This window comes from Calditerrivibrio sp., from assembly GCF_049968475.1.
Lineage (GTDB): Bacteria > Chrysiogenota > Deferribacteres > Deferribacterales > Calditerrivibrionaceae > Calditerrivibrio > Calditerrivibrio nitroreducens_A.
The window spans coordinates 130,342-151,838 of sequence record NZ_JBMFQS010000005.1 but is presented as its reverse complement, the minus strand read 5'-3'; the positions used below and the strand labels follow the sequence as shown (position 1 = coordinate 151,838).

At 39.6% G+C, this 21,497-nt stretch carries 21 protein-coding genes and 1 pseudogene; 14 read left to right on the top strand and 8 right to left on the bottom strand.

Going from position 1 to position 21,497, the window contains the following annotated elements; translation table 11 throughout:
• Positions 1-73: 73 nt before the first annotated feature.
• From ACP5Q2_RS06335 to ACP5Q2_RS06325, 3 genes and pseudogenes are all read left to right on the top strand, one after another.
• Positions 74-199, top strand: a pseudogene (locus ACP5Q2_RS06335) (restriction endonuclease subunit S); the annotation flags it as partial.
• 57 nt (positions 200-256) lie between these two features.
• A complete protein-coding gene (locus tag ACP5Q2_RS06330) occupies positions 257-1,897 on the top strand; it encodes a type I restriction-modification system subunit M (RefSeq protein ID WP_428098334.1) in 1,641 nt (546 codons plus the stop codon).
• The gene (locus ACP5Q2_RS06325; RefSeq protein ID WP_428098331.1) at positions 1,894-2,211 is read left to right on the top strand and encodes a PTS sugar transporter subunit IIA; all 318 of its coding nucleotides are present in this window, start codon (positions 1,894-1,896) and stop codon (positions 2,209-2,211) included. Before ACP5Q2_RS06330 ends, ACP5Q2_RS06325 begins: the two co-directional genes overlap by 4 nt.
• A 644-nt stretch (positions 2,212-2,855) precedes the next feature.
• Here ACP5Q2_RS06325 and nspC read toward each other — a convergent pair.
• Complete coding sequence (nspC, locus tag ACP5Q2_RS06320) at positions 2,856-4,040, bottom strand: carboxynorspermidine decarboxylase (protein WP_428098328.1); 1,185 nt, start codon at positions 4,038-4,040, stop codon at positions 2,856-2,858.
• Positions 4,037-5,254 carry a saccharopine dehydrogenase family protein gene (locus ACP5Q2_RS06315; RefSeq protein ID WP_424605500.1) on the bottom strand — a complete coding sequence of 406 codons (1,218 nt, stop codon included), beginning with the start codon at positions 5,252-5,254 and terminating at the stop codon, positions 4,037-4,039. The genes nspC and ACP5Q2_RS06315 overlap by 4 nt, the downstream gene beginning before the upstream one ends.
• A 162-nt stretch (positions 5,255-5,416) precedes the next feature.
• Between ACP5Q2_RS06315 and pruA the strand changes: the two genes are divergently transcribed.
• Both pruA and ACP5Q2_RS06305 read left to right on the top strand, forming a co-directional pair.
• On the top strand, positions 5,417-7,057 hold the full coding sequence (gene pruA, locus ACP5Q2_RS06310; RefSeq protein ID WP_428098325.1) for an L-glutamate gamma-semialdehyde dehydrogenase: 1,641 nt from the start codon (positions 5,417-5,419) through the stop codon (positions 7,055-7,057).
• 10 nt (positions 7,058-7,067) lie between these two features.
• A complete protein-coding gene (locus ACP5Q2_RS06305; RefSeq protein WP_428098322.1) occupies positions 7,068-7,979 on the top strand; it encodes a proline dehydrogenase family protein in 912 nt (303 codons plus the stop codon).
• Positions 7,980-8,049: 70 nt separating this feature from the next.
• On the opposite strand, the gene ACP5Q2_RS06300 is transcribed toward ACP5Q2_RS06305, so the two are convergent.
• The 4 genes from ACP5Q2_RS06300 to ACP5Q2_RS06285 are packed head-to-tail and all read right to left on the bottom strand — an operon-like array spanning position 8,050 to position 10,436.
• A complete protein-coding gene (locus ACP5Q2_RS06300; RefSeq protein WP_428098319.1) occupies positions 8,050-8,619 on the bottom strand; it encodes a phospholipase D-like domain-containing protein in 570 nt (189 codons plus the stop codon).
• On the bottom strand, positions 8,579-9,163 hold the full coding sequence (yihA, locus tag ACP5Q2_RS06295; protein ID WP_424605496.1) for a ribosome biogenesis GTP-binding protein YihA/YsxC: 585 nt from the start codon (positions 9,161-9,163) through the stop codon (positions 8,579-8,581). Before yihA ends, ACP5Q2_RS06300 begins: the two co-directional genes overlap by 41 nt.
• A complete protein-coding gene (locus ACP5Q2_RS06290; RefSeq protein ID WP_428098316.1) occupies positions 9,163-10,005 on the bottom strand; it encodes a DHH family phosphoesterase in 843 nt (280 codons plus the stop codon). The genes yihA and ACP5Q2_RS06290 overlap by 1 nt, the downstream gene beginning before the upstream one ends.
• A gap of 11 nt (positions 10,006-10,016) precedes the next feature.
• Entirely contained in the window at positions 10,017-10,436 is a 420-nt protein-coding gene (locus ACP5Q2_RS06285; protein WP_424605494.1) for a secondary thiamine-phosphate synthase enzyme YjbQ, read from the bottom strand.
• Positions 10,437-10,548: 112 nt separating this feature from the next.
• On the opposite strand from ACP5Q2_RS06285, the gene tsaB reads away from it, so the two are divergent.
• Genes tsaB through aspS form a run of 9 tightly spaced genes read left to right on the top strand, consistent with a single transcriptional unit; the run spans position 10,549 to position 18,642 of the window.
• Positions 10,549-11,118 (top strand): tRNA (adenosine(37)-N6)-threonylcarbamoyltransferase complex dimerization subunit type 1 TsaB, encoded by a 570-nt coding sequence (tsaB, locus tag ACP5Q2_RS06280; RefSeq protein ID WP_428098313.1) that lies wholly within the window; start codon positions 10,549-10,551, stop codon positions 11,116-11,118.
• Positions 11,099-11,557 (top strand): ribosomal protein S18-alanine N-acetyltransferase, encoded by a 459-nt coding sequence (gene rimI / locus ACP5Q2_RS06275; protein ID WP_428098311.1) that lies wholly within the window; start codon positions 11,099-11,101, stop codon positions 11,555-11,557. Before tsaB ends, rimI begins: the two co-directional genes overlap by 20 nt.
• Positions 11,544-11,777: a DUF465 domain-containing protein gene (locus ACP5Q2_RS06270; RefSeq protein WP_428098308.1), complete on the top strand. Its 234-nt coding sequence runs from the start codon at positions 11,544-11,546 to the stop codon at positions 11,775-11,777. The genes rimI and ACP5Q2_RS06270 overlap by 14 nt, the downstream gene beginning before the upstream one ends.
• 1 nt (position 11,778) lies before the next feature.
• Positions 11,779-12,933, top strand: a complete 1,155-nt coding sequence (gene metK / locus ACP5Q2_RS06265; RefSeq protein ID WP_428098305.1) for a methionine adenosyltransferase — start codon at positions 11,779-11,781, stop codon at positions 12,931-12,933.
• 24 nt (positions 12,934-12,957) lie between these two features.
• Positions 12,958-14,343, top strand: coding sequence for a dihydrolipoyl dehydrogenase family protein (locus ACP5Q2_RS06260; protein WP_424605489.1), 1,386 nt, complete (start codon positions 12,958-12,960; stop codon positions 14,341-14,343).
• Between the two features lie 2 nt (positions 14,344-14,345).
• Positions 14,346-14,840: a 2-amino-4-hydroxy-6-hydroxymethyldihydropteridine diphosphokinase gene (gene folK, locus ACP5Q2_RS06255; protein ID WP_424605488.1), complete on the top strand. Its 495-nt coding sequence runs from the start codon at positions 14,346-14,348 to the stop codon at positions 14,838-14,840.
• Complete coding sequence (locus ACP5Q2_RS06250) at positions 14,831-15,526, top strand: AAA family ATPase (RefSeq protein ID WP_428098301.1); 696 nt, start codon at positions 14,831-14,833, stop codon at positions 15,524-15,526. Before folK ends, ACP5Q2_RS06250 begins: the two co-directional genes overlap by 10 nt.
• Before the next feature lie 59 nt (positions 15,527-15,585).
• Complete coding sequence (gene hisS / locus ACP5Q2_RS06245) at positions 15,586-16,830, top strand: histidine--tRNA ligase (protein ID WP_428098299.1); 1,245 nt, start codon at positions 15,586-15,588, stop codon at positions 16,828-16,830.
• 21 nt (positions 16,831-16,851) lie between these two features.
• The gene (aspS, locus tag ACP5Q2_RS06240; protein ID WP_428098296.1) at positions 16,852-18,642 is read left to right on the top strand and encodes an aspartate--tRNA ligase; all 1,791 of its coding nucleotides are present in this window, start codon (positions 16,852-16,854) and stop codon (positions 18,640-18,642) included.
• A 56-nt stretch (positions 18,643-18,698) separates the two neighbouring features.
• Here the strand turns inward: aspS and cimA are convergent, their stop codons facing one another.
• Positions 18,699-20,276 (bottom strand): citramalate synthase, encoded by a 1,578-nt coding sequence (gene cimA / locus ACP5Q2_RS06235; RefSeq protein ID WP_428098293.1) that lies wholly within the window; start codon positions 20,274-20,276, stop codon positions 18,699-18,701.
• A complete protein-coding gene (locus ACP5Q2_RS06230; protein WP_424605483.1) occupies positions 20,266-21,495 on the bottom strand; it encodes an aspartate kinase in 1,230 nt (409 codons plus the stop codon). The genes cimA and ACP5Q2_RS06230 overlap by 11 nt, the downstream gene beginning before the upstream one ends.
• Positions 21,496-21,497: the final 2 nt, after the last annotated feature.

The following is a 21,497-nucleotide window of genomic DNA, read 5'->3' as shown; positions in this document are numbered from 1 at the left end:
TCCTGTTGAGCAAAAACAATACAAGAGGCACTTCTCCATACTCAAAGAAAAGCTCGTTGCCTTTCCTGATATAGAAACAGGTGAACAACAAAAAATCGCCGACTGCCTGTCATCGCTGGATGAGCTGATCGAGCTTCAGGCGAAGAAGCTCGAGGCCCTCAAAGCCCACAAGAAAGGGCTGATGCAGCAACTGTTTCCAAATTGTGAATTATGAATTACGAGTTATGAGCTGTCAGATGCTTAGAGGTGTACAACAATGAAAAGGAAAAACGAACAACCGAACCATTCATCATTCACCACTTATAATTCATCATTAGGCAAGACGCTCTGGGCCATCGCCGACCAACTGCGCGGCGCGATGAACGCCGACGACTTCCGCGACTACATGCTGGCCTTCCTCTTTTTGCGCTATCTCTCGGACAACTACGAGGAAGCCGCCAAACGGGAATTGGGGAGCGACTGGCCCGAGCCTGCCCCAGGCGACCGGCGTTCGCCGCTGGCGGTGTGGTACGAACAGAACCCGGATGACATCCCGGCCTTCGAGGATATGATGCGCCGCAAGGTGCACTACGTCATCAAACCCGAGTACCTCTGGAGCAGCATCGCCGAGATGGCACGCACCCAGGACTCGGAGCTGCTCCATATGTTGCAGAAGGGCTTCAAATTCATCGAGAACGAATCCTTCGCGAGCAGCTTCCAGGGACTCTTCTCGGAGATCAATCTGGATTCGGAAAAGCTCGGCAAGAACTACAAGCAGCGCAACGACCGGCTGTGCGTCATCATCAAGACCATCGACAATGGGCTTGCCGAGTTTCCCACCGACCGCGACCTTTTGGGCGATGCCTACGAGTACCTGATCGGGCAGTTCGCCGCCGGTAGCGGCAAAAAGGCCGGCGAGTTCTACACCCCGCAGCAGATTTCGAGCATCCTCTCGGGCATCGTCTCGCTCGACTCCCAGGATCCGGCGAACGGCAGGCGGGAGAAGCTCGGCAAGGTGCTGGATTTCGCCTGCGGCTCGGGCTCGCTGCTCCTCAACGTGCGCCACCGGATGGGCAAGGACGGCGTGGGCAAGCTCTACGGCCAGGAGAAGAACATCACCACCTACAACCTGGCCCGCATGAACATGCTGCTGCACGGCGTGCGCGATACCGAGTTCGAGATCTTCCACGGCGATACGCTCACCAACGAGTGGCCGCTCCTGCGCGAGGAGAACCCGGCTAAGAAGATCGAATTTGACGCGGTGGTGGCCAATCCTCCCTTTAGCTACCGCTGGGAGCCCAGCGAAGCCCTGGCGGAGGATTTCCGCTTCAAGGGGTACGGGCTGGCCCCCAAATCGGCGGCGGATTTTGCGTTCCTCCTGCACGGCTTCCACTTCCTGCACCGTGAGGGGACCATGGCCATCATCATGCCGCACGGGGTGCTCTTTCGCGGAGGTAGCGAAGCCAGGATCCGGAAGAAACTACTGGAGGACAACCACATCGACGCGGTCATCGGCCTGCCGGCGAATCTGTTTTACTCCACCGGCATCCCGGTGTGCATCCTGGTGCTCAAGAAGTGCAAGAAGTTCGACGACGTGCTCTTTATCAACGCGGCGGAACACTACCAGAAGGGGAAACGGCAAAACATGCTGCTTCCCGAACACGTGGAAAAGATCGTCGAAACCTACCAGCACCGCAGGGAGGAACCGCACTATTCCCGCCGGGTGCGTATGGAGGAAATCGAGCAGAACGACTTCAACCTCAACATCACCCGCTACGTGAGCACGGCGCAGGCCGAAGCCGAAATCGATCTGAAGCAGGTGCACCGTGAAATTACCGATCTCACGCACAAAATCGAGGCCGCCCGGACGCGGCACAATGCCTTTCTCAAGGAATTGGGGCTGCCGGAGTTGCCATGAACACCGGTGACACATTTCGGATACCAAGGCCAAAGCGCTCCTGGACTGGCTCTACCGCCTCCAGTCCGAGGAGAGCGACCCGGAGCTCAAGCCGCGTAATGACTTCATCGGTGAGAGCGATGCGGCGCTATCGAGGTCGACCAAATCTGGTTTGGGAAAAGGTCATTGAAAAAGAGGATGCAATCAAGCGTCTGCTCGATTCATGTCGCGAGATTGGTAAGGGGTGGATGGGATCGGCATTGAAATCCGTTCTCGACCGAGAAAAACAAAGCGGGACTTTCGTGGGCGAGGATGTGGCGATCCCTCATGCGTAGATAGCAGTTTATTTCGCCCTATAATGGCTATTGACGAGGTAATCCAAGACCAAGAGACGGATCGGAAGGTTAGGCTAATGATTTTGCTGTTATCCCCCATTGATCCGCCGGAAAGCCACTTGGAGATGCTTGGACAGATCAGAAGGATGGTTCGGGATGAACAGTGACATAAGGATGTGCTTGCCGCCTCGAGACCCGCCGAGATCAAGATGTCTATTCAGATGTGGGAAGATGGTCAACAGGATTCCGCCGAGACATCATCATGATAATCGGAGCGAATGTTTTGTCCTACTGTTCCGGGGCACGACTTGTTGAGCACTCAGAACTCCGGGGATGGTGTCCCTCGATGCTTTAAATCCGTCGTGAATTCACAGAAATAAGACTTTACGCCGCTTCCAGCCCATGGGGGCCTCATGCTCTTTGATAACCCGTTGATATTGAAGGTTTTCGGTTAACTGCCGGAGAAAGAGAACGGTTATGAAGAGGGTTGCACAAGGGGAGTTTTACAGGGTGGAACTTCTAAAGATGTTCTGCCTTTTTTTTCTTTAAACATACTAAGGAAATCAAAGATACTTTAATACTGCAGATAAAAGTTTGAATATGGTGGATCTTTCAATCCACCACAGTACAAAGATATTGGATTTTTAGCTTACCCTACACTTATAATCCTGATAACCAAATCTTCTGACCACTTTTAGTTTACCATTTTTTAAATTAAACACAACAAGAGATGGCAGATGTATCCCGTTAAACATCGTATTTTTCACAAATGAGTAGAGGGCCATATCAGTAAATACAAGTTTGTCACCTATTTTTAAAGGATTTTTAAAAGAGTAATCCCCAATCACATCACCCGCAAGACAGGTTACTCCACCCAATCTGTAGGTAAATGGATATTCACCCACTAAACCAGCACCAAAAATCTCTGGTCGATAAGGCATAGCCAGAACATCCGGCATATGATTTTCGGCGGAAGTATCAAGTATCGCAATCTCCATACCATTTTTTATGATATCAAGTACGGTTGACACCAATACACCGGCATTGAAGACCACAGCCTCCCCAGGTTCCAGATAGATTTTTTGTATATTAGGATAATCACTATAAAAATTTTTTATTATACTTACAAGTTTTTCTCTATCGTAACCATCCCTTGTAATGTGATGTCCACCACCAAAATTTACCCATTTTACCTTTTTTATAACATCATCAAAACGTTTTTTAAACGACACAACGATCTTTTCCAAAACATCTGCATTTTGCTGGCACATGGCGTGAAAATGCAATCCATCAAGAGAATCAAGGTCAGCATTTTTAATGTCATCACTTAAAACACCAAATCTTGAACCAACCTGACAGGGGTCGTAAAGAGGAATCTCAACTTCAGAATATCCAGGATTTACCCTCAAACCGATCTCCTTACCGGCATCTTTTACCAAATCTTTATATTTATAAAACTGGTTGAGGGAATTAAACAGAACATGATCACTGGTGGCAATGACATCTTTTATAGTTTCGTCAGTATAGGCAGGTGAAAAGGTATGTACCTCTTTACCAAACTCTTCTCTGCCAAGCCTTGCCTCATAAGGACCACTGGCACACACACCATCGAGATATTTCCCTATTATAGGAAATACTTCTGGCAGGGCAAAAGCTTTGAGTGCAAGAAGTATTCTTGCTCCGGATCTTTCTTTAATATTGTTTAGTATCTTACAATTTTCCTCTATCAGATCTTCACTTATTAAATAACAGGGTGATTCCACCTGATCGGTGATAGCACGGGGAAAATATTCTTCTAATATGGGTAAATATTCTCTTGGTTCTTTCACTCTGGCAACTCACCATTAAAATCTTCCACAACCCAGGGAAGTCCCTGTTTGTTTAGCTGATTCATAAATTCATCCGGATCGAGTTCTTCAACATTGTAAACACCAGGTTTTGCCCAGATACCTTTTACCATCATCATAGCCCCAATCATTGCAGGAACCCCTGTAGTGTATGATATCGCCTGGGACTGCACCTCTTTGTAACATGCAGCATGATCACACACGTTGTAGATATATTTCTTAAACCTTTTCCCATCCTTAATACCATCAAAGATGTTTCCAATATTAGTAAGCCCGGTATAATTTTCTGCCAATGAAGCGGGATCTGGTAGCAGACACTTAAGAAACTCCATTGGAACAACCTTACAGCCCTTGTAATCCACCTCATCGATCCTCGTCATCCCAACATTTCTCAAAACTTTCAAATGAGTTAAGTAGTTTTCAGAAAATGTCATCCAAAACCTGATCTTTTTTATTCCTGGGACATTTTTGGCTAAAGACTCCAACTCCTCATGATACAAAAGGTAGCTCTCTCTGGGCCCTATCTGGGGATAATTAAAAGTAAAATGAATGGATCCCTCTTCTATAATCGGAGGTGTCTCCACCCATTTACCGTTATCATAATGACGTACAACTTGGGTGACTTCCCTAATATTGATCTCGGGATTAAAATTTGTGGCAAACGGATAGCCATGATTTCCAGCATTGCAGTCTAAAATATCAATCTGATAAATCTCATCGTATAAATGCTTCAATGCATAGGCAGTAAAAACACCGGTAACACCTGGGTCAAATCCACATCCAAGTACTGCCATCAGTCCAGCCTCTTTAAACTTTTCCTGATACGCCCACTGCCATTTGTATTCAAACTTTGCCGTATCCTTTGGCTCATAATTTGCAGTGTCAAGGTAGTTTACTCCTGCCTCAAGGCAGGCATCCATGATGGTTAAATCCTGGTAAGGAAGTGCCACATTAATGACCACTTCAGGTTTAAACTTATTAAACAGGGAAACCAACTCAGAAACATTATCCGCATCCACCTGAGCAGTCTGTATATCCACACCAATATACTTTTTTATCTCATCCCTGATTTTGTTACATTTTTCTATAGTTCTACTGGCAAGCAGAATATCGGTAAAAACATCAGAATTCATTGCACATTTTTTGGCAACCACATTTCCAACACCGCCAGCCCCAATTATTAACACCTTAGCCATCTTTCACCTCGTAAAAATTTTTGTGATTTGTTTATACTTAACAAAAATGAATTAGTCAAGGATGTTAAAAAATTATGACAAAAAATTTAATGAAATTTCACTTGACTGTTCAATTTTTTGAACATATAATCAGATTACAAAACATTGAACAAGAGGTGGCCTATGAATTACAATAATGCAATAATCAATGTACCATATCCACAGAATGAACCCCAGTACTCTTATGCCCCGGGCACAAAAGAGAGGGAACTTTTAAAAAACGCACTTAATGATCTTAAATCGCAGGTTATCGATATTCCATTGATCATAGGGGGCAAAGAGATAAGGACGGGTGAAAAAGGTAAGGTTGTATGCCCACACAACCACGCTCATGTTTTAGCAGAATATCACAAAGCAGGGGAGAAAGAGGTACTCCTTGCCATAGAAGAGTCCCAAAAAGCCTGGAAAGAATGGCAAAAATTAAGATATGAAGAAAGGATATCCATATTCTTAAAGGCTGCTGATCTGTTATCCACAAAATACAGATATCTTCTGAATGCTGCCACAATGCTTTCCATAAGCAAAAATGTCTATCAGGCAGAAATAGACTCCGCATGTGAACTGATAGATTTCTGGAGATTCAATAGCTACTACGCCCAGCAGATATATAAAGAACAACCCCTCCATAGTCCAAAAGGAACATGGAATTACACTCAGCAAAGACCCCTAGAAGGTTTTATTTTTGCCGTCACACCGTTTAATTTCACAGCAATAGGTGGCAACTTACCAACATCACCTGCAATAATGGGAAATGTGGTTCTGTGGAAGCCAGCATCTTCGGCAATTTATGCGCCTTATTTCATCATGAAGATACTTCAGGAAGCTGGACTTCCGGATGGGGTAATAAACTTTATACCTGGTTCCGCATCAATTGTGGGGGATATATGTATCAAGCACCCACTTATGGCAGGGATCCATTTTACTGGAAGTACTGCTGTATTCCAGAAGATGTGGAAAGATGTGGGGGCAAACATCGCAAAATATAAAAACTACCCAAGAATAGTAGGTGAAACAGGTGGCAAAGACTTTGTATTTGCCCATTCCTCTGCTGATATCAAAAAATTGGTGGTAGCTCTTGTCAGGGGGGCATTTGAATATCAGGGTCAGAAATGTTCCGCTGCATCAAGGGCATATATCCCAAGATCAATATGGGATAATACCTGGGAGATCATGGAGGCAGAGCTGAAAAATCTTAAAATGGGTGATGTGGAGGATTTCACAAAATTAATAAATGCTGTCATTGATGAATCTGCATTCGAAAGTATAACTGAATACATTGACTACGCCAAAAATTCGAAAGATGCCGAGATAATATTCGGTGGAAAATACGACAAATCATATGGTTATTTCATCGAACCAACGGTAATTCTTGCAAAAGATCCACATTTCAAAACTATGGAAGAGGAGATCTTTGGACCAGTTCTTACTATATATGTATATGACGACGAAAAATTTGAAGAAACACTTGAGATTTGCGACAAAACATCCCCTTACGCCCTTACCGGTGCAATATTTGCAAATGATAGAAAGATAATATCAAAAATGATGGAAAAACTTGAATTTGCAGCAGGAAATTTCTATATTAATGATAAGCCCACAGGTGCAGTTGTAGGTCAGCAGCCATTTGGTGGTGGTAGGGCATCAGGAACAAACGACAAAGCCGGAAGTATTTTAAATCTTTACAGATGGGTATCCACAAGGGCTGTAAAAGAGAATTTCATAGCTCCGGATGAAGTAGGCTACCCTTTTATGCTCGATAAATAGGAGATATTTCATGTCGCTACTAAATTTTTTAATTTCAAAAAGTATTATGCATATCCCCGGTCCACTGGTGGGAATATTTGCCAAAAGTTATATTGCAGGGCCAGAATTAGAGGATGCAGTAAGAGTTACAAAAGAGTTAAACAGCCAGGGGATCATGACCACCATAGATATACTTGGGGAATTTATCAAGAATCTTGATGAAGCAGAATACTACAGAGAAAGATGTATAGAAATACTTGACACGATTAAAAAAGAGGGTCTTGATGCAAATCTCTCTTTGAAACCCACCCAGATGGGACTTAATCTAAACAAAGAAGTGGCTTTCGATAATATACTCAAGATAGTGGATCATGCAAAACAACTTGGAAATTTTGTAAGGATAGACATGGAAGATGTAACCTGCACCGACGATACGATCGACTTTTACAGAAGATTGAGAGGGAATTATCATGGGCATGTTGGGGTAGTCTTACAGGCATACCTCAGGAGAACTCCAAAAGATGTGGAAAATCTTTCAGATGGCCCAATGAATTTCAGACTTTGCAAAGGGATTTACAACGAAAAAAGGGTACATGCTTACAAAGATCCATACATAATAAACCAAAGCTTTATTTATATTCTAGAGAAAATGTTTCAGAAAGGGGCATACGTAGGGATAGCCACACATGATGAAAAACTGATCTTTGAGGCCACGAGATTAATAGAGAAATATGGATTGACAAGAGATAAGTATGAATTTCAGATGCTCCTTGGTGTGGATGAAGAGTTACGAAGAATAATAGTAAATTCAGGTCATAGACTCAGGGTGTATGTACCTTTTGGGAAAGACTGGCTTCCATACTCCAGAAGAAGATTGAAAGAAAATCCAAACATCGCCCGCCATGCCCTCAGACAGCTGTTTGGTATTCACGGTAATAACTGATTCATTGATAGCTATTAAGGGGTGGTTCTTCTTTTTAAAGATGAACCACCTTACTCTTTTCTAATTTTTTTTACTGTTCATACGTTTTAATATTTTTAATATAGCTTATGGCCTCTTTTGCTATTTTATCCGAAATTATCCTTACAGAAGTTTCATTGTTTTTAGAAAAAGCACTGTTTGTGTAGTTATGGCTTCCGATATAAACTATCTTTTCATCAATTATCATAAGTTTTGAATGTAGTTTTCTAAGCGGGGAATCGTATTTCACCATTATACCATGATTCGAGAGTTCCTTCCCTGTAGACGTATTTGCTTCAGTTGTAATGTCTTCCTTTGCCACATCCATCACAACATACACCTTTACCCCCCTACCAGCCGCCCTTATAAGGGCATCCTTAAGCTGGCCAGCATCCCCGGTACCATCTGTCTTAAACATATATATGGATATAAAAATCGATTCCCTGGAAAATTCTATATCTGAAAGCATCTCTTTTATCAAGCTATCATCAGCTAAAAATTTCACTCCATCATCTGCCTGGTTATTTTTCAAAACCCAGACTAAAATTGTTAAAATAAAAACCAATCCAATTAAGAATCCCTTATTTAGTACAACACTCAACAATTTTTTGGTAAAGCTCATCCTTCCCCCTTTTTGTAAGTGATGAAAAGATGATACAATTATCCATATTTATCATTGGATGAATATACAGTTCCTTTAATCGGTTGGCAATCTCATTATTAGAGAGCTTGTCCGATTTGGTGAGAAGCATAACGAAATCTTTATTGTAAGATTTTAACCACTTAAACATCACCTCATCCTGCTCATCCGGATTCCTCCTTATATCAAGGATAAAAACCACCAATTTAAGGTTGTTTCTGAATTTCAGATAATTTTCGATCGACTTTTTCCATTCTTCCCGCTCTTTTTTGGATACCTGAGCATAACCATAGCCAGGTAGATCCACAAGGACAAAACTGATATCTTTTGTTTTAATAGAAAAAAAGTTAATTAGCCTCGTCTTACCAGGAGTCTTCCCCACTCGGGCTAAATCTTTTCTATTTATTAATGTATTTATAGCAGAAGACTTCCCAACATTACTTTTACCAACAAAACAGATTTCAGGAAGATCGATTATGGGGAAATCTTTTGGATAAAACGCAGATTTTATAAATTCTGCCTGCACTAATATACCTCCAGATTCTTCAGAAATTGATTCAGTCCAAAATCGTAATTGGTACTAAAACCGGCGGCATTTTTGTGCCCACCACCACCATTTTTGACAGCAATTTCGCTCACGTCAAAATCCGGCTTTGATCTCATGGAAACTTTGCCCCTCTGGGCGTTAATAATGAAAACATAGTCAAAATCGTGTGTCTTTATAAGATGATTACCCAGCTCCGAATTGTACTTTTCCGCAAAAATAGCTCCAAATTTACGATTATTTTTATCCACAAATGTCTTAACCATCTTTTCTGCATTTTTTAGATATTTATCAAGAGACTCTGATTCAAGATCCAGTAGCAACAACTCCACTTCAGTAAATTTCGTGGACGGATTATTCAAAAATCTCTCCCTGAATCTATCAAGCCCCAGAATAGTAAAAAGCATATTCATCTTCAGACTGTCATCTCTCTTCAGATGCCACATATCAAAATCATTGACACAATCCACAAAATCATGGTATTCAGAAAGGTCAAAACCGCTCTCCTCAAGCCATTTCATAGTAAGATAAGTGGCAGAAACTGTTGTATCCAGATAAGATAAAGCATATTCCCCAAGGTGCAAAGATGTTTTATGATGATCGATAAAAACAATTTCAATATGATTTTCTATATACTTAAAAGTTTCCTCTGATGGGGAGATATCAGATATGATAAGCTGTTCGTAATTGGCATAATTGTTCTGAATAAACGAATCCACATCATCATAATTGAGATAATATGTATCCACAAAATCATAGCATCTCTTCACAAGAATAGCGCAACCCACCCCATCCAAATCATTATGTGTAACGTGCAGTATCATCTAAATCTCCTTTATTCACCTATTATTTTTATTAAAACCCTCTTTCTCCTACATCCATCAAACTCACCATAAAAGATCTGTTCCCATGGACCAAAATCAAGCTTTCCATTTGTCACAGCCACCACCACTTCTCTACCCATTATCTGTCTCTTTAGATGGGCATCGGCATTATCCTCACCGGTGAGGTTATGTCTATATTTGGAAATAGGCTCATGGGGAGCTAAAGATTCAAGCCATATTCGAAAATCGTTGTGTAGCCCTGATTCATCGTCATTTATAAAAACAGATGACGTTATATGCATAGAGTTTACAAGACAGATCCCCTCTTTAATACCGCTTTCATCTATGGCTATTTGTACTTCCCTCGTAATATTTATAAATTCCACACGATTTTTTGTCTGAAAAACAATCTCTTTTCTAAAACTTTTCATTTAAACCTCCTGAGGTATCATAATAACAGTTTTAAAATAAATCAATACTATATTTGCTCATATTGGTGTATTCCTCTTGACATAATCTATAATTATAATATAAATTATATTAATGGTAAGACTATTATTAGATACCACCAGCCAATATGTATCATTAGCAATTTCAAAAGATCAAAATATTATATTCAAAGTTTTTTTAAACGCAGCAAATAGAATATCCGAAAAATTGATTGATATTATTGAACAATCACTGAATATAGCATCATTACAACTTAAAAATATCGATGAATTTATAGTTGTAACCGGTCCAGGTTCATTTACCGGAATCAGGGTTGGTGTATCGGTTGCTCAGGGAGTTGCGGTATCTATTTCTAAGCCTGTGTATGGTATATCGATTCTTGATGCTTTTGCTCTGGCTGATGATAAAAAGACAAAAAAAATAGCCCTCAAGTTAAGGGGTAAAGAGTATGTTTGTAAAGAGTACGATTTTACAAAAATGGTATTTTCCGATTACTATACAATTTATGAAAATGAGATTACGAACGATATCGATTTTATAATGTACCACAATATTTACAGCTGTTTAACCAACAAAATGCTGGAAAATTTTAAAACAGAACCGATCCCCTTTTACTTTAAAAAATCAGAAGCGGAAATACAATTTGATAAGAAAAGCTGTTGAAGAAGATCTGATGGAAATTTTGGAGATAGAAAAAGAGCTTTACGATAGCCCCTGGAGTTATGAAAGTTTTTTACACGAGCTTAATAATGATGTGACGAAATTTTTTATCTATGAAGAAGATATTATAAAAGGGTACCTTATTTACTGGGAGATCTACAACGATTCAAAGATGTTAAATGAACTTGAAGTGGTTAATATTGCAGTAAAAAAAGATTGCCAATCAAAGGGTATAGGTAGAAGATTGTTGAACTATATGATTGAAAATAGCTTAAAACCATTTGTTTGTTTTCTGGATGTTCGTATTGACAATTTACCTGCAATTCACTTATATAAATCATTGGGATTTGAAGTGATTGGCAAAAGAAAAAATTTTTATGGCTTAAACAAAGATGCATATACAATGAGACTAAATTGCGAGGTGGAATATGATAAAGTATGAGTCAAAGCTTATTCAGGAGCTTTATAGTAATAATGAGGAATTTAAAATGCTTTATGATGAACATATCCAGCTGGAACAGGATCTAGAAGCATTGTGCAGTTTAAAATATTTTCCACCAGAAGTTCAAGTAAAGATTAAAGAGATAAAAGTAAGGAAATTGCAGGGTAAAGATAGAATGGAACAAATAATTGCAAGCTATAAAGATAAAAGGGATAATTGAAATGAAAAACCGAAAATATGTTTTTACTTCAGAATCAGTTACAGAGGGACATCCGGATAAAGTGGCTGATCAGATCTCTGATGCCATACTTGATGCAATGCTCAAAGATGATCCCAATAGCCGTGTGGCGGTTGAAACTCTTGTCACCACCGGATTATGTATTGTTGCCGGCGAGGTCACCACTTCAACCTATGTGGATCTTCCGGAAGTGATTAGAAATACCATAAAAGATATTGGCTACACAAGAGCGAAATACGGCTTCGACTATGAAACCTGTGCCGTTATATCCACAATTGATAAACAATCACCCGATATTGCTATGGGGGTGGATACAGGAGGCGCCGGGGATCAGGGGTTAATGTTTGGATTTGCCTGCGATGAGACGGAGGAGTTGATGCCTCTTCCCATCATGCTTGCCCACAAAATCTGTATGAAATTAGCAGAAGTCAGAAAAAAAGAGATTTTACCTTACCTCAGACCAGATGGAAAATCCCAGGTCACCATAGAGTACAACGGATATACACCATTAAGGGTAGACACAGTGGTTGTTTCAGCTCAGCACTCCCCTGATGTAAAGCACAAAGATCTAAAGGAAGATATTATAGAAAAGGTTATAAAAGAGGTTATACCATCTAATCTTCTGGATGAAGAAAATATTACCTATCATATCAACCCCACAGGTAGATTTGTGGTTGGTGGACCTATGGGGGACTGTGGACTTACCGGCAGAAAAATAATAGTAGATACTTATGGTGGATCTGGCCGTCATGGTGGTGGAGCATTTTCTGGTAAAGACCCATCAAAAGTGGATAGAAGTGGAGCCTACGCCGCAAGATGGGTGGCTAAGAATATTGTTGCAGCCGGATTGGCAAATAGATGTGAAGTTCAGATAGCTTATGCAATAGGCGTTGCAGAGCCTGTTTCATTGATGGTAAACACATTTGACACAGGAATCATCCCAGATGAAGAGATTTCCAATATAGTTAAGAAGATTTTTGATCTTACCCCCAAAGGTATTATCACAGCCCTTGACTTAAAGAAACCTATTTACAAAAAAACTGCCGCCTACGGTCATTTTGGAAGAAAAGGGTTCAGCTGGGAAGAAATCAATTATGCAGATGAGATAAAGAAAATGGCAGGTAAACTGGGAGCTTAACAAAATTAATCGGAATATCGTATAATGTCAAACACGATCAAAAGAAATATCGACATTGTGATAATAGGCGCTGGACCTGCAGGTTCCAGTGCTGCCATCGAGCTTGCCAAGGCAGGGAAAAAAGTAGCAATTATCGATAAAAATCTCAATTCTCCTACAAAATTCACCGGCAATACAGTATCCAATACACTTTTGTACCTGAGCTATCTATACAATCGATTAAAAACCAAAACTTCCTATTTTATAAACTTTTGCACTGAGAATCCACCAGAGTCTGCGTTTGATCTCAAAAAGATGCGAAAATATATAGAAAATGTATCCAATAAAATCTTCAAAGCTTACAAGGATGATCTTTCAGAATATAACGTTGAACTCATAGAAGGTTTAGTTTCCTTCAATTCGGAACAGTCTATCCTTATTCAATACTCGAATAAAACTGTGGAAGAGGTATCGTTTGAAAAGGCGATTATTGCCACAGGTTCCTTACCCAAAACCCCCCCTTTTGCCACAGGTAAAAAATTTTTAGACCCCCTAAACATAATAAACTTAGAAAAGATTCCAAATACTGTAACGGTAATAGGTGGAGGTTTTATAGGGGTAGAATATGCCACAGTTTTTAAAAGGATCGGTTGCCAGGTAACCATAATAGAATCAAGAGATAGAATACTTTATACTTTTGATGATTTTATAGTAAAAAAATGTGAAGAGTTTTTGAAAAAAGATGGTGTGAATATAATAAAGGGGAAAACGGTAACAAATATTGAAAAGATAGGAAATAAAACACTTATATTTTTGGACAATGAACAGATCCAGTCGGATGAAGTTTTTATAGCTGTAGGTAGAATTCCTAATATCAATCATCTCCATCTTGATGCCGCCAATGTTCAGATCGAAAACAATCTCCCTCTACTAAACAAAAACCTCAGTAGTTGTTGCAATCGAAACATCTACTTCATTGGGGATGCTGCCGGAAAATTTATGTTTCTAAATTGGGCTTACCTTTCTGCAGATATCGTTTCTAGTGATATACTTGGCAAAAATCACGATGAGAATCTTTTTGTATTTCCCAAAGTGTTATACATAGATCCAGAGATCGCAACTGTAGGGTTAACCGAACAAGAGGCTATTGAACAAAAATACAATATTCAAACTATAAAATACTCCTTTGCAGATCTTGAAATGTCTATAATTACAGGGCATTCTAAGGGATTTATAAAGGTTATTATAGAAAAGAATACAAAAAAGGTCTTAGGTGCACATATAATTGGCAAAGGTGCCAATGAACTTCTTCCAATTTTTTCTCTGATTATAAAACTAAACTTGGAGATAGATAATATATCCAGACATATTTTTTCCTATCCTACCTTCGTGGAAGCACTTGTTGATATCAGCAACAAAATAAAGAGTTGAGTATGGCTGATGTTTTATTAGGACTGGGCAGTAATATACCACCAAAATCTAAAAACCTAAAAAATGCAATTAAATTACTATCTCAACAGTGTCTCATAGTAACAGTTTCCAACATCTACTCTTCCCTATCACTTCTAAAAGATAACCAGGAGGACTATTTTAATATTGTCGTAATGGTCAAAACCGATCTTTCCCCTCTTTTTCTATTAAAACTTTTGAAAAATGTAGAAATATCTTTGGGCAGAATAGATACAGGAAGGTGGAACAGTAGAATAATCGATATAGATATATTAGACTATAATAACCAGCTAATAAATATGAGAGAACTAATAATCCCACATCCTGAAATGCATAATAGAAGCTTCGTATTATACCCTCTCAGGGATATTATACCCGACTACAAACATCCTTTACTGAAAAAAGATATAACCACCATGATAAACGAATTGGATGATGATCTGAATATCAAAATATTAGGGAGGCTACATTGGCGATAGTTACCATTTCAAGGCAATACGGTTGTTCTGGGGAATACGTAGGAGAAAGGGTTGCAAAGGCTCTGGGATATCAATTTGTAAATAACGAAATTATTCAATACGTCTCCATCCTCACAAGTACACCTGCACATGTTGTAAAAGGTTTTGATGAAGATTACCATTCAAATCTTTCTGCCATCCTTTCAAAGTATATAGATATAAACATCTTCAGTGATATCATAAAGGATGACCCATATCTAAAATGCTCCACGCCTGAATGTATTGAAATACCGGAAGATGAATCACTTTTTGACGAAGGGATCAAATACAATCCAATTTTTGATAGTGAATCTTTCCAGAAAATGGTGGAAAGGGTTATTTTTAAGCTTGCCCAGAAAGGGGATGTGGTCATCATAGGTAGAGGCGCCCAATGTATCCTAAAAGATCATCCAAAGGCTTTTCATGTTCGGATATATGCACCTTTTGAGTCAAGAGTAAAATGGGTTCAATCAAAACTACAGATAGATGCCAGATCAGCACAGCAGAAGATATTAGATATTGAACATAGAAGAAAAAACTTTATTAAACATTACTACGGTGCAGAAATAGACGATCCAGAGCTTTATCACACACTTATCAATATTGAAAAATTTAACATCGAAAAAACGGCAAAAGCAATAATTAATATAGTAAAATCAAACTTTTAGGAAATTTTAATTGACTTTAAAAAAAGATACTGTTAACATGTTAAATTTAGGAGGTTTTTTTGTTCACAAGAGTTAAAGGTTTTAGGGACATATTTGGTGATGAAATCCCTTATTGGCACAAAGTTGAAAAGTCATTCCATAAAGTGTTTAAAAGATATGAATATACTGAATTTAAACTACCGGTGCTTGAAAAAGTTGAGGTTTTCCAGAGAGGGATTGGGGACACCACTGATATAGTTGAAAAAGAGATGTTTGTATTCGATGACAAAGGTGGGGATAGACTTGCTTTAAGACCGGAAGGCACAGCATCCATTGTAAGGGGATACATAGAAAACAGACTATATACTGGCAATGCAATAGCAAAATACTACTACTATGGACCTATGTTCAGAAGAGAAAGACCCCAAAAAGGGCGCTTCCGACAATTTTACCAGGTCGGGATAGAGGCTTTTGGTTCTTCAGCCCCATCACTGGATGCAGAGGTTATCAAAACTATGCAGGACATATTTGATGAATGTGGTATTTTAGATATAGTTTCACTAAATATCAATTCTATAGGTTGCCCAAAATGCCGACCTCTATACAAAGAAAAGCTGATATCATATTTGACCGATAAAAAAGACCAGCTCTGTGATGATTGTTTAAACAGACTAAACAGAAATCCATTGAGGGTACTTGACTGTAAAATAGACAGATGCAAATCCGCCACCAGAAATGCTCCAAAGATGGTGGATCATCTCTGTGATGAATGCAATTCACATTTTGAAAAGACAAAACAGTTCCTTACATTTTTCAACATCAAATTTAATATAGACCCATTTATGGTAAGAGGTCTTGATTATTATGTAAAAACTGCATTTGAATTTGTGACAGACAGGTTGGGGGCAAGTAGTGCCGTTGGTGGTGGTGGAAGATACGACGGTCTGATAAAAACATTGGGAGGACCAGACATACCTGGTATAGGTTATGCTATTGGCGTCGACAGGCTCGTAACGCTTATGATGGAAAAAAATATCCCGGTGAATCGCACTAAAAAAGTTTTCGTTGTCTTTTTTGAGGAAACATTTAAAGAAGGTTTTGAGATGATTGAATTACTCAGAAAAAATGATATATCCACAGGTTTTGACTACGAATTTGGTAATTTTAAAAATCAATTTAAGAAAGCCGATAGAAACTCAGCAGATTGGGTAATAATAATAGGGACATCAGAGAAAGAACGTGGGATTGTTCAGTTAAAAGATATGAAAACAGGTGTTCAATTTGAAGTCAAAAAAGAGGAAATTATAGAAAAATTAACATTATAATAGATCAAAGGAGGCAATATTATGTTATCACTTTTAGGTGATTGGAGAAGAACTCATTATTGTGGTGAATTAAATGGTAGAAACGCAGGGGAGGATATCTGCGTAATGGGTTGGGTACATAGAAGAAGGGACCATGGTGGAGTAATTTTCATAGATTTAAGAGATAAAACCGGATTACTTCAGTTAGTACTAAACCCTGAAATCAATCCTGAAGCCCATTCAATCGCAGAAGCGGTTAGAAGCGAGTATGTTGTGGCGGTAAAAGGTAAAGTGGAAAAAAGACCTGAAGGGACTATTAATGAAAATTTACCCACAGGAGAAATAGAGATCATTGTAAAAGAGATAAAGATCCTGAATAACGCCAAAACTCCACCTTTCCAGATTGAAGAAAACACAAATGTTGGGGAAGATGTAAGGTTAAAATATAGATATCTTGACCTTAGAAGACCAAATCTTCAAAAAAATATCATTTTAAGACATAATCTTACCAGAACAATGAGAGAGTATCTCTACAGCAAAGGCTTCCTTGATATTGAAACACCATTTCTCACAAAAAGCACACCCGAAGGGGCAAGGGATTATCTCGTCCCAAGTAGAGTAAATCCTGGAAAATTTTACGCCTTACCTCAGTCACCCCAGATGTTTAAACAGCTTTTGATGATTTCAGGCTACGATAGATATTTTCAAATTGTAAGATGCTTTAGAGATGAGGACCTAAGGGCTGACAGACAACCTGAATTTACTCAGCTTGATATGGAGATGTCGTTCATCGACAGACAGGATCTTATGGATCTTATTGAAGGGTTATTTGTTGAGATATTCCAGAAAGTTGCAGGGATAACAGTACAAAGACCCTTTCCAGTTATGACATATGCCGAAGCAATGGAAAAGTACAGCCATGATGCACCCGACACAAGGTTTGAGCTTTTTACCAAGACCATAAATGATCTTGTAAAAGACTGTGATTTTAAAGTGTTTACCGATGCAATTAAGGAAGGTGGCATCGTAAAGGCCATCAACGCAAAAGGTGCTGGTAAATTTAGCCGAAAAGAGATCGATGAAATAACAGACTATGCGGTTTCCCTTGGGGCAAAAGGCTTGGCATACATCAAAATCAATGAAGATGGTCTACAGTCCCCCATCATAAAGTTTTTAGGTGAGCAACTTACTAATAGGATTCTTGATGCTATGGATGCAAAAGTTGGAGATATTGTATTCTTTGGTGCAGGGGAAAAATCCACTGTAAATCTATTTATGTCAAAAGTTCGTCTTGAACTTGGAAGAAGACTTGGACTTATAGATAAAAACAAGTACAACTTCACCTGGGTTATCGACTTCCCGCTTCTGGAATGGGACAAAGAGGAAAAAAGATATGCTGCAGTACATCACCCATTTACTGCACCTGTGGATGAAGATATCCCACTCTTTGATACCGATCCACTTAAGATAAGGGCAAAAGCCTATGACCTGGTACTTAACGGATCTGAAATAGGCGGAGGAAGTATCAGGATTCACAGAAGCGATATCCAGGAAAAGATGTTTAATATATTAGGACTTACAAAAGAGGAATGCGATCTAAAATTTGGATTTTTCATTGAAGCACTGAGATATGGCACCCCTCCCCACGGTGGAATCGCTTTTGGAGTGGATAGGATAGCCTCTATTTTGGCTGGAGCAGATTCCATAAGGGATGTTATAGCCTTTCCCAAAACCCAGAAAGCCACATGCCTTATGAGTGATGCTCCAAACAAGGTGGATGCAAAACAATTAAAAGAGCTCAGCATAAAGCTTGATATAATAGAAGAAAAATAAAAAAGGCGGGATAACCCGCCTTTTTTTAATTTTAAAAACTACATTTAAATCTATTCCTATTTGTAGGCATCTTTGAAAAGTTTATACTCGATGGAATCCACAAGAGCCTGATAGCTGGCATCTATTATGTTGTGGGCAACCCCCACTGTTCCCCAGATATCCTTCTCATCCTTCGACTCAATTAACACCCTCGTAACAGCCTTGGTTCCATCTTTGCCGGAAAGTATCCTTACCTTAAAGTCCACAAGCTCCATAGTCTTAAGGGATGGGTAAAATTTTTCCAGAGCCTTTCTCAAAGCAAGATCGAGGGCATTGACGGGGCCATTTCCAATTGCAGCTGTATGCTCAATCTCACCACCCACCATCAGCATCACAGTGGCCTCAGCAAAAGGTGGCTCAAGGGCACTTCTTTTTTCGTCGATAACACGGAAGCTCAAAAGATCAAAAAACTTTCTAAAGTTTCCTAGCCCTTTCCTCACGAGCAATTCGAAGGATGCCTCAGCTCCTTCAAACTGGAACCCTTTATTCTCAAGCTCTTTTAATTTTTCCAAAATAGTATTGAGATTTGGGTCGTTTTGATCTATTTCCAGACCGAAATCTCTTGCCTTATAAATAAGATTGCTTTTACCAGAAAGATCAGAAATAAGTACTCTTTGCTTGTTCCCCACCAATTCCGGTTCGATATGCTCGTATGTCCTGGAGTTTTTGAGTATCGCACTTACGTGCACACCCCCTTTATGGGCAAAAGCAGACCTACCAACGTAAGGCTGATGAATGTTATGTTTTAAGTTGCCTAATTCATTAACAAACCTTGAAATCTTAACAAGTCTTTTAAGCTGATCTTCGCTGACACATTGATAGCCATATTTTAATTGCAGGTTTGGAATGATGGAGCAAAGATTTGCATTCCCACATCTTTCCCCATAACCATTTATAGTACCCTGCACCTGCACTATGCCATTTTTCACAGCTAATATAGAATTGGCCACAGCACATTCACTATCATTATGACAATGAATACCAAGTGGATAATCCCCTATCTCTTTTTTCACGTTATTGATTATTTCCACCAGTTCATCCGGCATAGTACCGCCATTTGTATCACAGAGCACAAGGCAGTCTGCTTTGGCCTCAATGGCAGCCTTTAAGGTTTTTATAGCATATTCAGCATTGGCCTTATAACCATCGAAGAAATGCTCTGCATCATAGAAGACTGTGTTTACCCTCTTTTTGAGATAGGCAATTGAGTCAAAAATAATTTCAAGATTCGCTTCCAGAGATATCTTTAGAGCCTCTTTTACATGCAGATCCCAGGTCTTACCAAATATCGTTACTGTTGGAGCACCACTTTGAAGCAAAGCCTGAATATTATCATCACTATCACAGGATAGTTTTGCTCTTCTGGTGCTACCAAAAGCAGCTACATAAGCGGCGGCTTTTTTGGATTTCTTTACCTCGTTGAAAAAATCTATATCACGGGGGTTGGATCCAGGCCAACCACCCTCTATGTAATCTATACCAAAATCCACCAATGCTTCAGCAATTCTAACTTTATCCTGAACGGTAAAGTTTACATCCTCCGCCTGAGTTCCATCCCTTAATGTTGTATCATAAAGATATATTTTACGAGACATTATCTCCTTCCTCCACAAATTTTTCATGCAATACTCTCACTGCAAGCTCAGCAAATTTCTCATCAATTACACATGAGATTTTAATTTCACTCGTGGAGATCATCTGTATGTTTATATTATTTTCAGAGAGAAGTTTAAACATCTTCGCAGCCACACCTGCATGACTCTTCATACCAACACCAACGATGGAGACCTTAGCAATATTCTCATCGCTTACAACCTTTGATGCACCAATTGAGGTTTTTACAGCTTCACAAGCATCTATTGCCCTTAAAAGATCTGTTTTTGCCACAGTGAAGGAAAGATCTGTCTTTCCATCAAGCCCCACATTTTGAATAATCATATCCACATTTATGTTTGCTTCAGCCAATTTCCCAAATATTTCAGCTGCAATACCTGGTCTGTCTGGTACACCAACTATTGTAATCTTTGCCTGATTCTTATCAGCAGTAACACCTGAAACAATAACTTTTTCCATATCTTTATCCTCCTTAACTACTAAAGTTCCTGGTTTGTCTTCAATTGATGATAAAACTAAAATAGGTACATTATACTTCATTCCAAGCTCAACAGATCTTGATTGTAAAACTTTAGCCCCAAGAGATGCAAGCTCGAGCATCTCTTCATAAGAGATTCTGTCAAGTTTTTTAGCGTTTTTTACTATCCTTGGATCTGCAGTGTAAACTCCATCCACATCTGTGTAAATTTCACAAACATCGGCTTTTATTGCGGCAGCAATAGCCACAGCAGTGGTGTCAGATCCACCTCTTCCAAGGGTGGTGATATCACCTGTTTCAGGAAAAATACCCTGAAAACCAGCCACAACACAAATCTTCCCTTCTTTTAGAGCTTTGAAAATTCTCTCCGCTGTTATCTTTACGATACGTGCCTTAGAGTGTGCTCCATCTGTGATCATCCCGATCTGAAAGCCGGTAAAAGATATTGCATCATGCCCCAACTCTTTAATAGCCTGAGTAACCAATGGGATTGCGGCTGTCTCTCCTGTGGAAACAAGCTGGTCATACTCTCTGAGGTCATATTTTGGGGAAATTTCCTTCAGAAGATTGATAAGTCTGTCTGTTTCCCCTGCCATTGCAGAAGAAACCACAACCACATCATGCCCCTCTTCTTTCTTTTTCACTGCAATCCTGGCCACATTCTTGATCCTTTCAATGGAGCCAACACTGGTGCCACCAAACTTCATAACTACCAAGCTCATTT

Excerpts from the sequence above, each read along its gene's own strand:
- ACP5Q2_RS06330 (WP_428098334.1), top strand. The coding sequence starts at position 257 with ATGAAAAGGAAAAACGAACAACCGAACCATTCATCATTCACCACTTAT.
- ACP5Q2_RS06325 (WP_428098331.1), top strand. The coding sequence starts at position 1,894 with ATGAACACCGGTGACACATTTCGGATACCAAGGCCAAAGCGCTCCTGG.
- ACP5Q2_RS06315 (WP_424605500.1), bottom strand. The coding sequence starts at position 5,254 with ATGGCTAAGGTGTTAATAATTGGGGCTGGCGGTGTTGGAAATGTGGTT.
- pruA (WP_428098325.1), top strand. The coding sequence starts at position 5,417 with ATGAATTACAATAATGCAATAATCAATGTACCATATCCACAGAATGAA.
- ACP5Q2_RS06305 (WP_428098322.1), top strand. The coding sequence starts at position 7,068 with ATGTCGCTACTAAATTTTTTAATTTCAAAAAGTATTATGCATATCCCC.
- ACP5Q2_RS06300 (WP_428098319.1), bottom strand. The coding sequence starts at position 8,619 with ATGAGCTTTACCAAAAAATTGTTGAGTGTTGTACTAAATAAGGGATTC.
- ACP5Q2_RS06290 (WP_428098316.1), bottom strand. The coding sequence starts at position 10,005 with ATGATACTGCACGTTACACATAATGATTTGGATGGGGTGGGTTGCGCT.
- ACP5Q2_RS06285 (WP_424605494.1), bottom strand. The coding sequence starts at position 10,436 with ATGAAAAGTTTTAGAAAAGAGATTGTTTTTCAGACAAAAAATCGTGTG.
- tsaB (WP_428098313.1), top strand. The coding sequence starts at position 10,549 with ATGGTAAGACTATTATTAGATACCACCAGCCAATATGTATCATTAGCA.
- ACP5Q2_RS06270 (WP_428098308.1), top strand. The coding sequence starts at position 11,544 with ATGATAAAGTATGAGTCAAAGCTTATTCAGGAGCTTTATAGTAATAAT.
- metK (WP_428098305.1), top strand. The coding sequence starts at position 11,779 with ATGAAAAACCGAAAATATGTTTTTACTTCAGAATCAGTTACAGAGGGA.
- ACP5Q2_RS06260 (WP_424605489.1), top strand. The coding sequence starts at position 12,958 with ATGTCAAACACGATCAAAAGAAATATCGACATTGTGATAATAGGCGCT.
- folK (WP_424605488.1), top strand. The coding sequence starts at position 14,346 with ATGGCTGATGTTTTATTAGGACTGGGCAGTAATATACCACCAAAATCT.
- aspS (WP_428098296.1), top strand. The coding sequence starts at position 16,852 with ATGTTATCACTTTTAGGTGATTGGAGAAGAACTCATTATTGTGGTGAA.
- cimA (WP_428098293.1), bottom strand. The coding sequence starts at position 20,276 with ATGTCTCGTAAAATATATCTTTATGATACAACATTAAGGGATGGAACT.
- ACP5Q2_RS06230 (WP_424605483.1), bottom strand. The coding sequence starts at position 21,495 with ATGAGCTTGGTAGTTATGAAGTTTGGTGGCACCAGTGTTGGCTCCATT.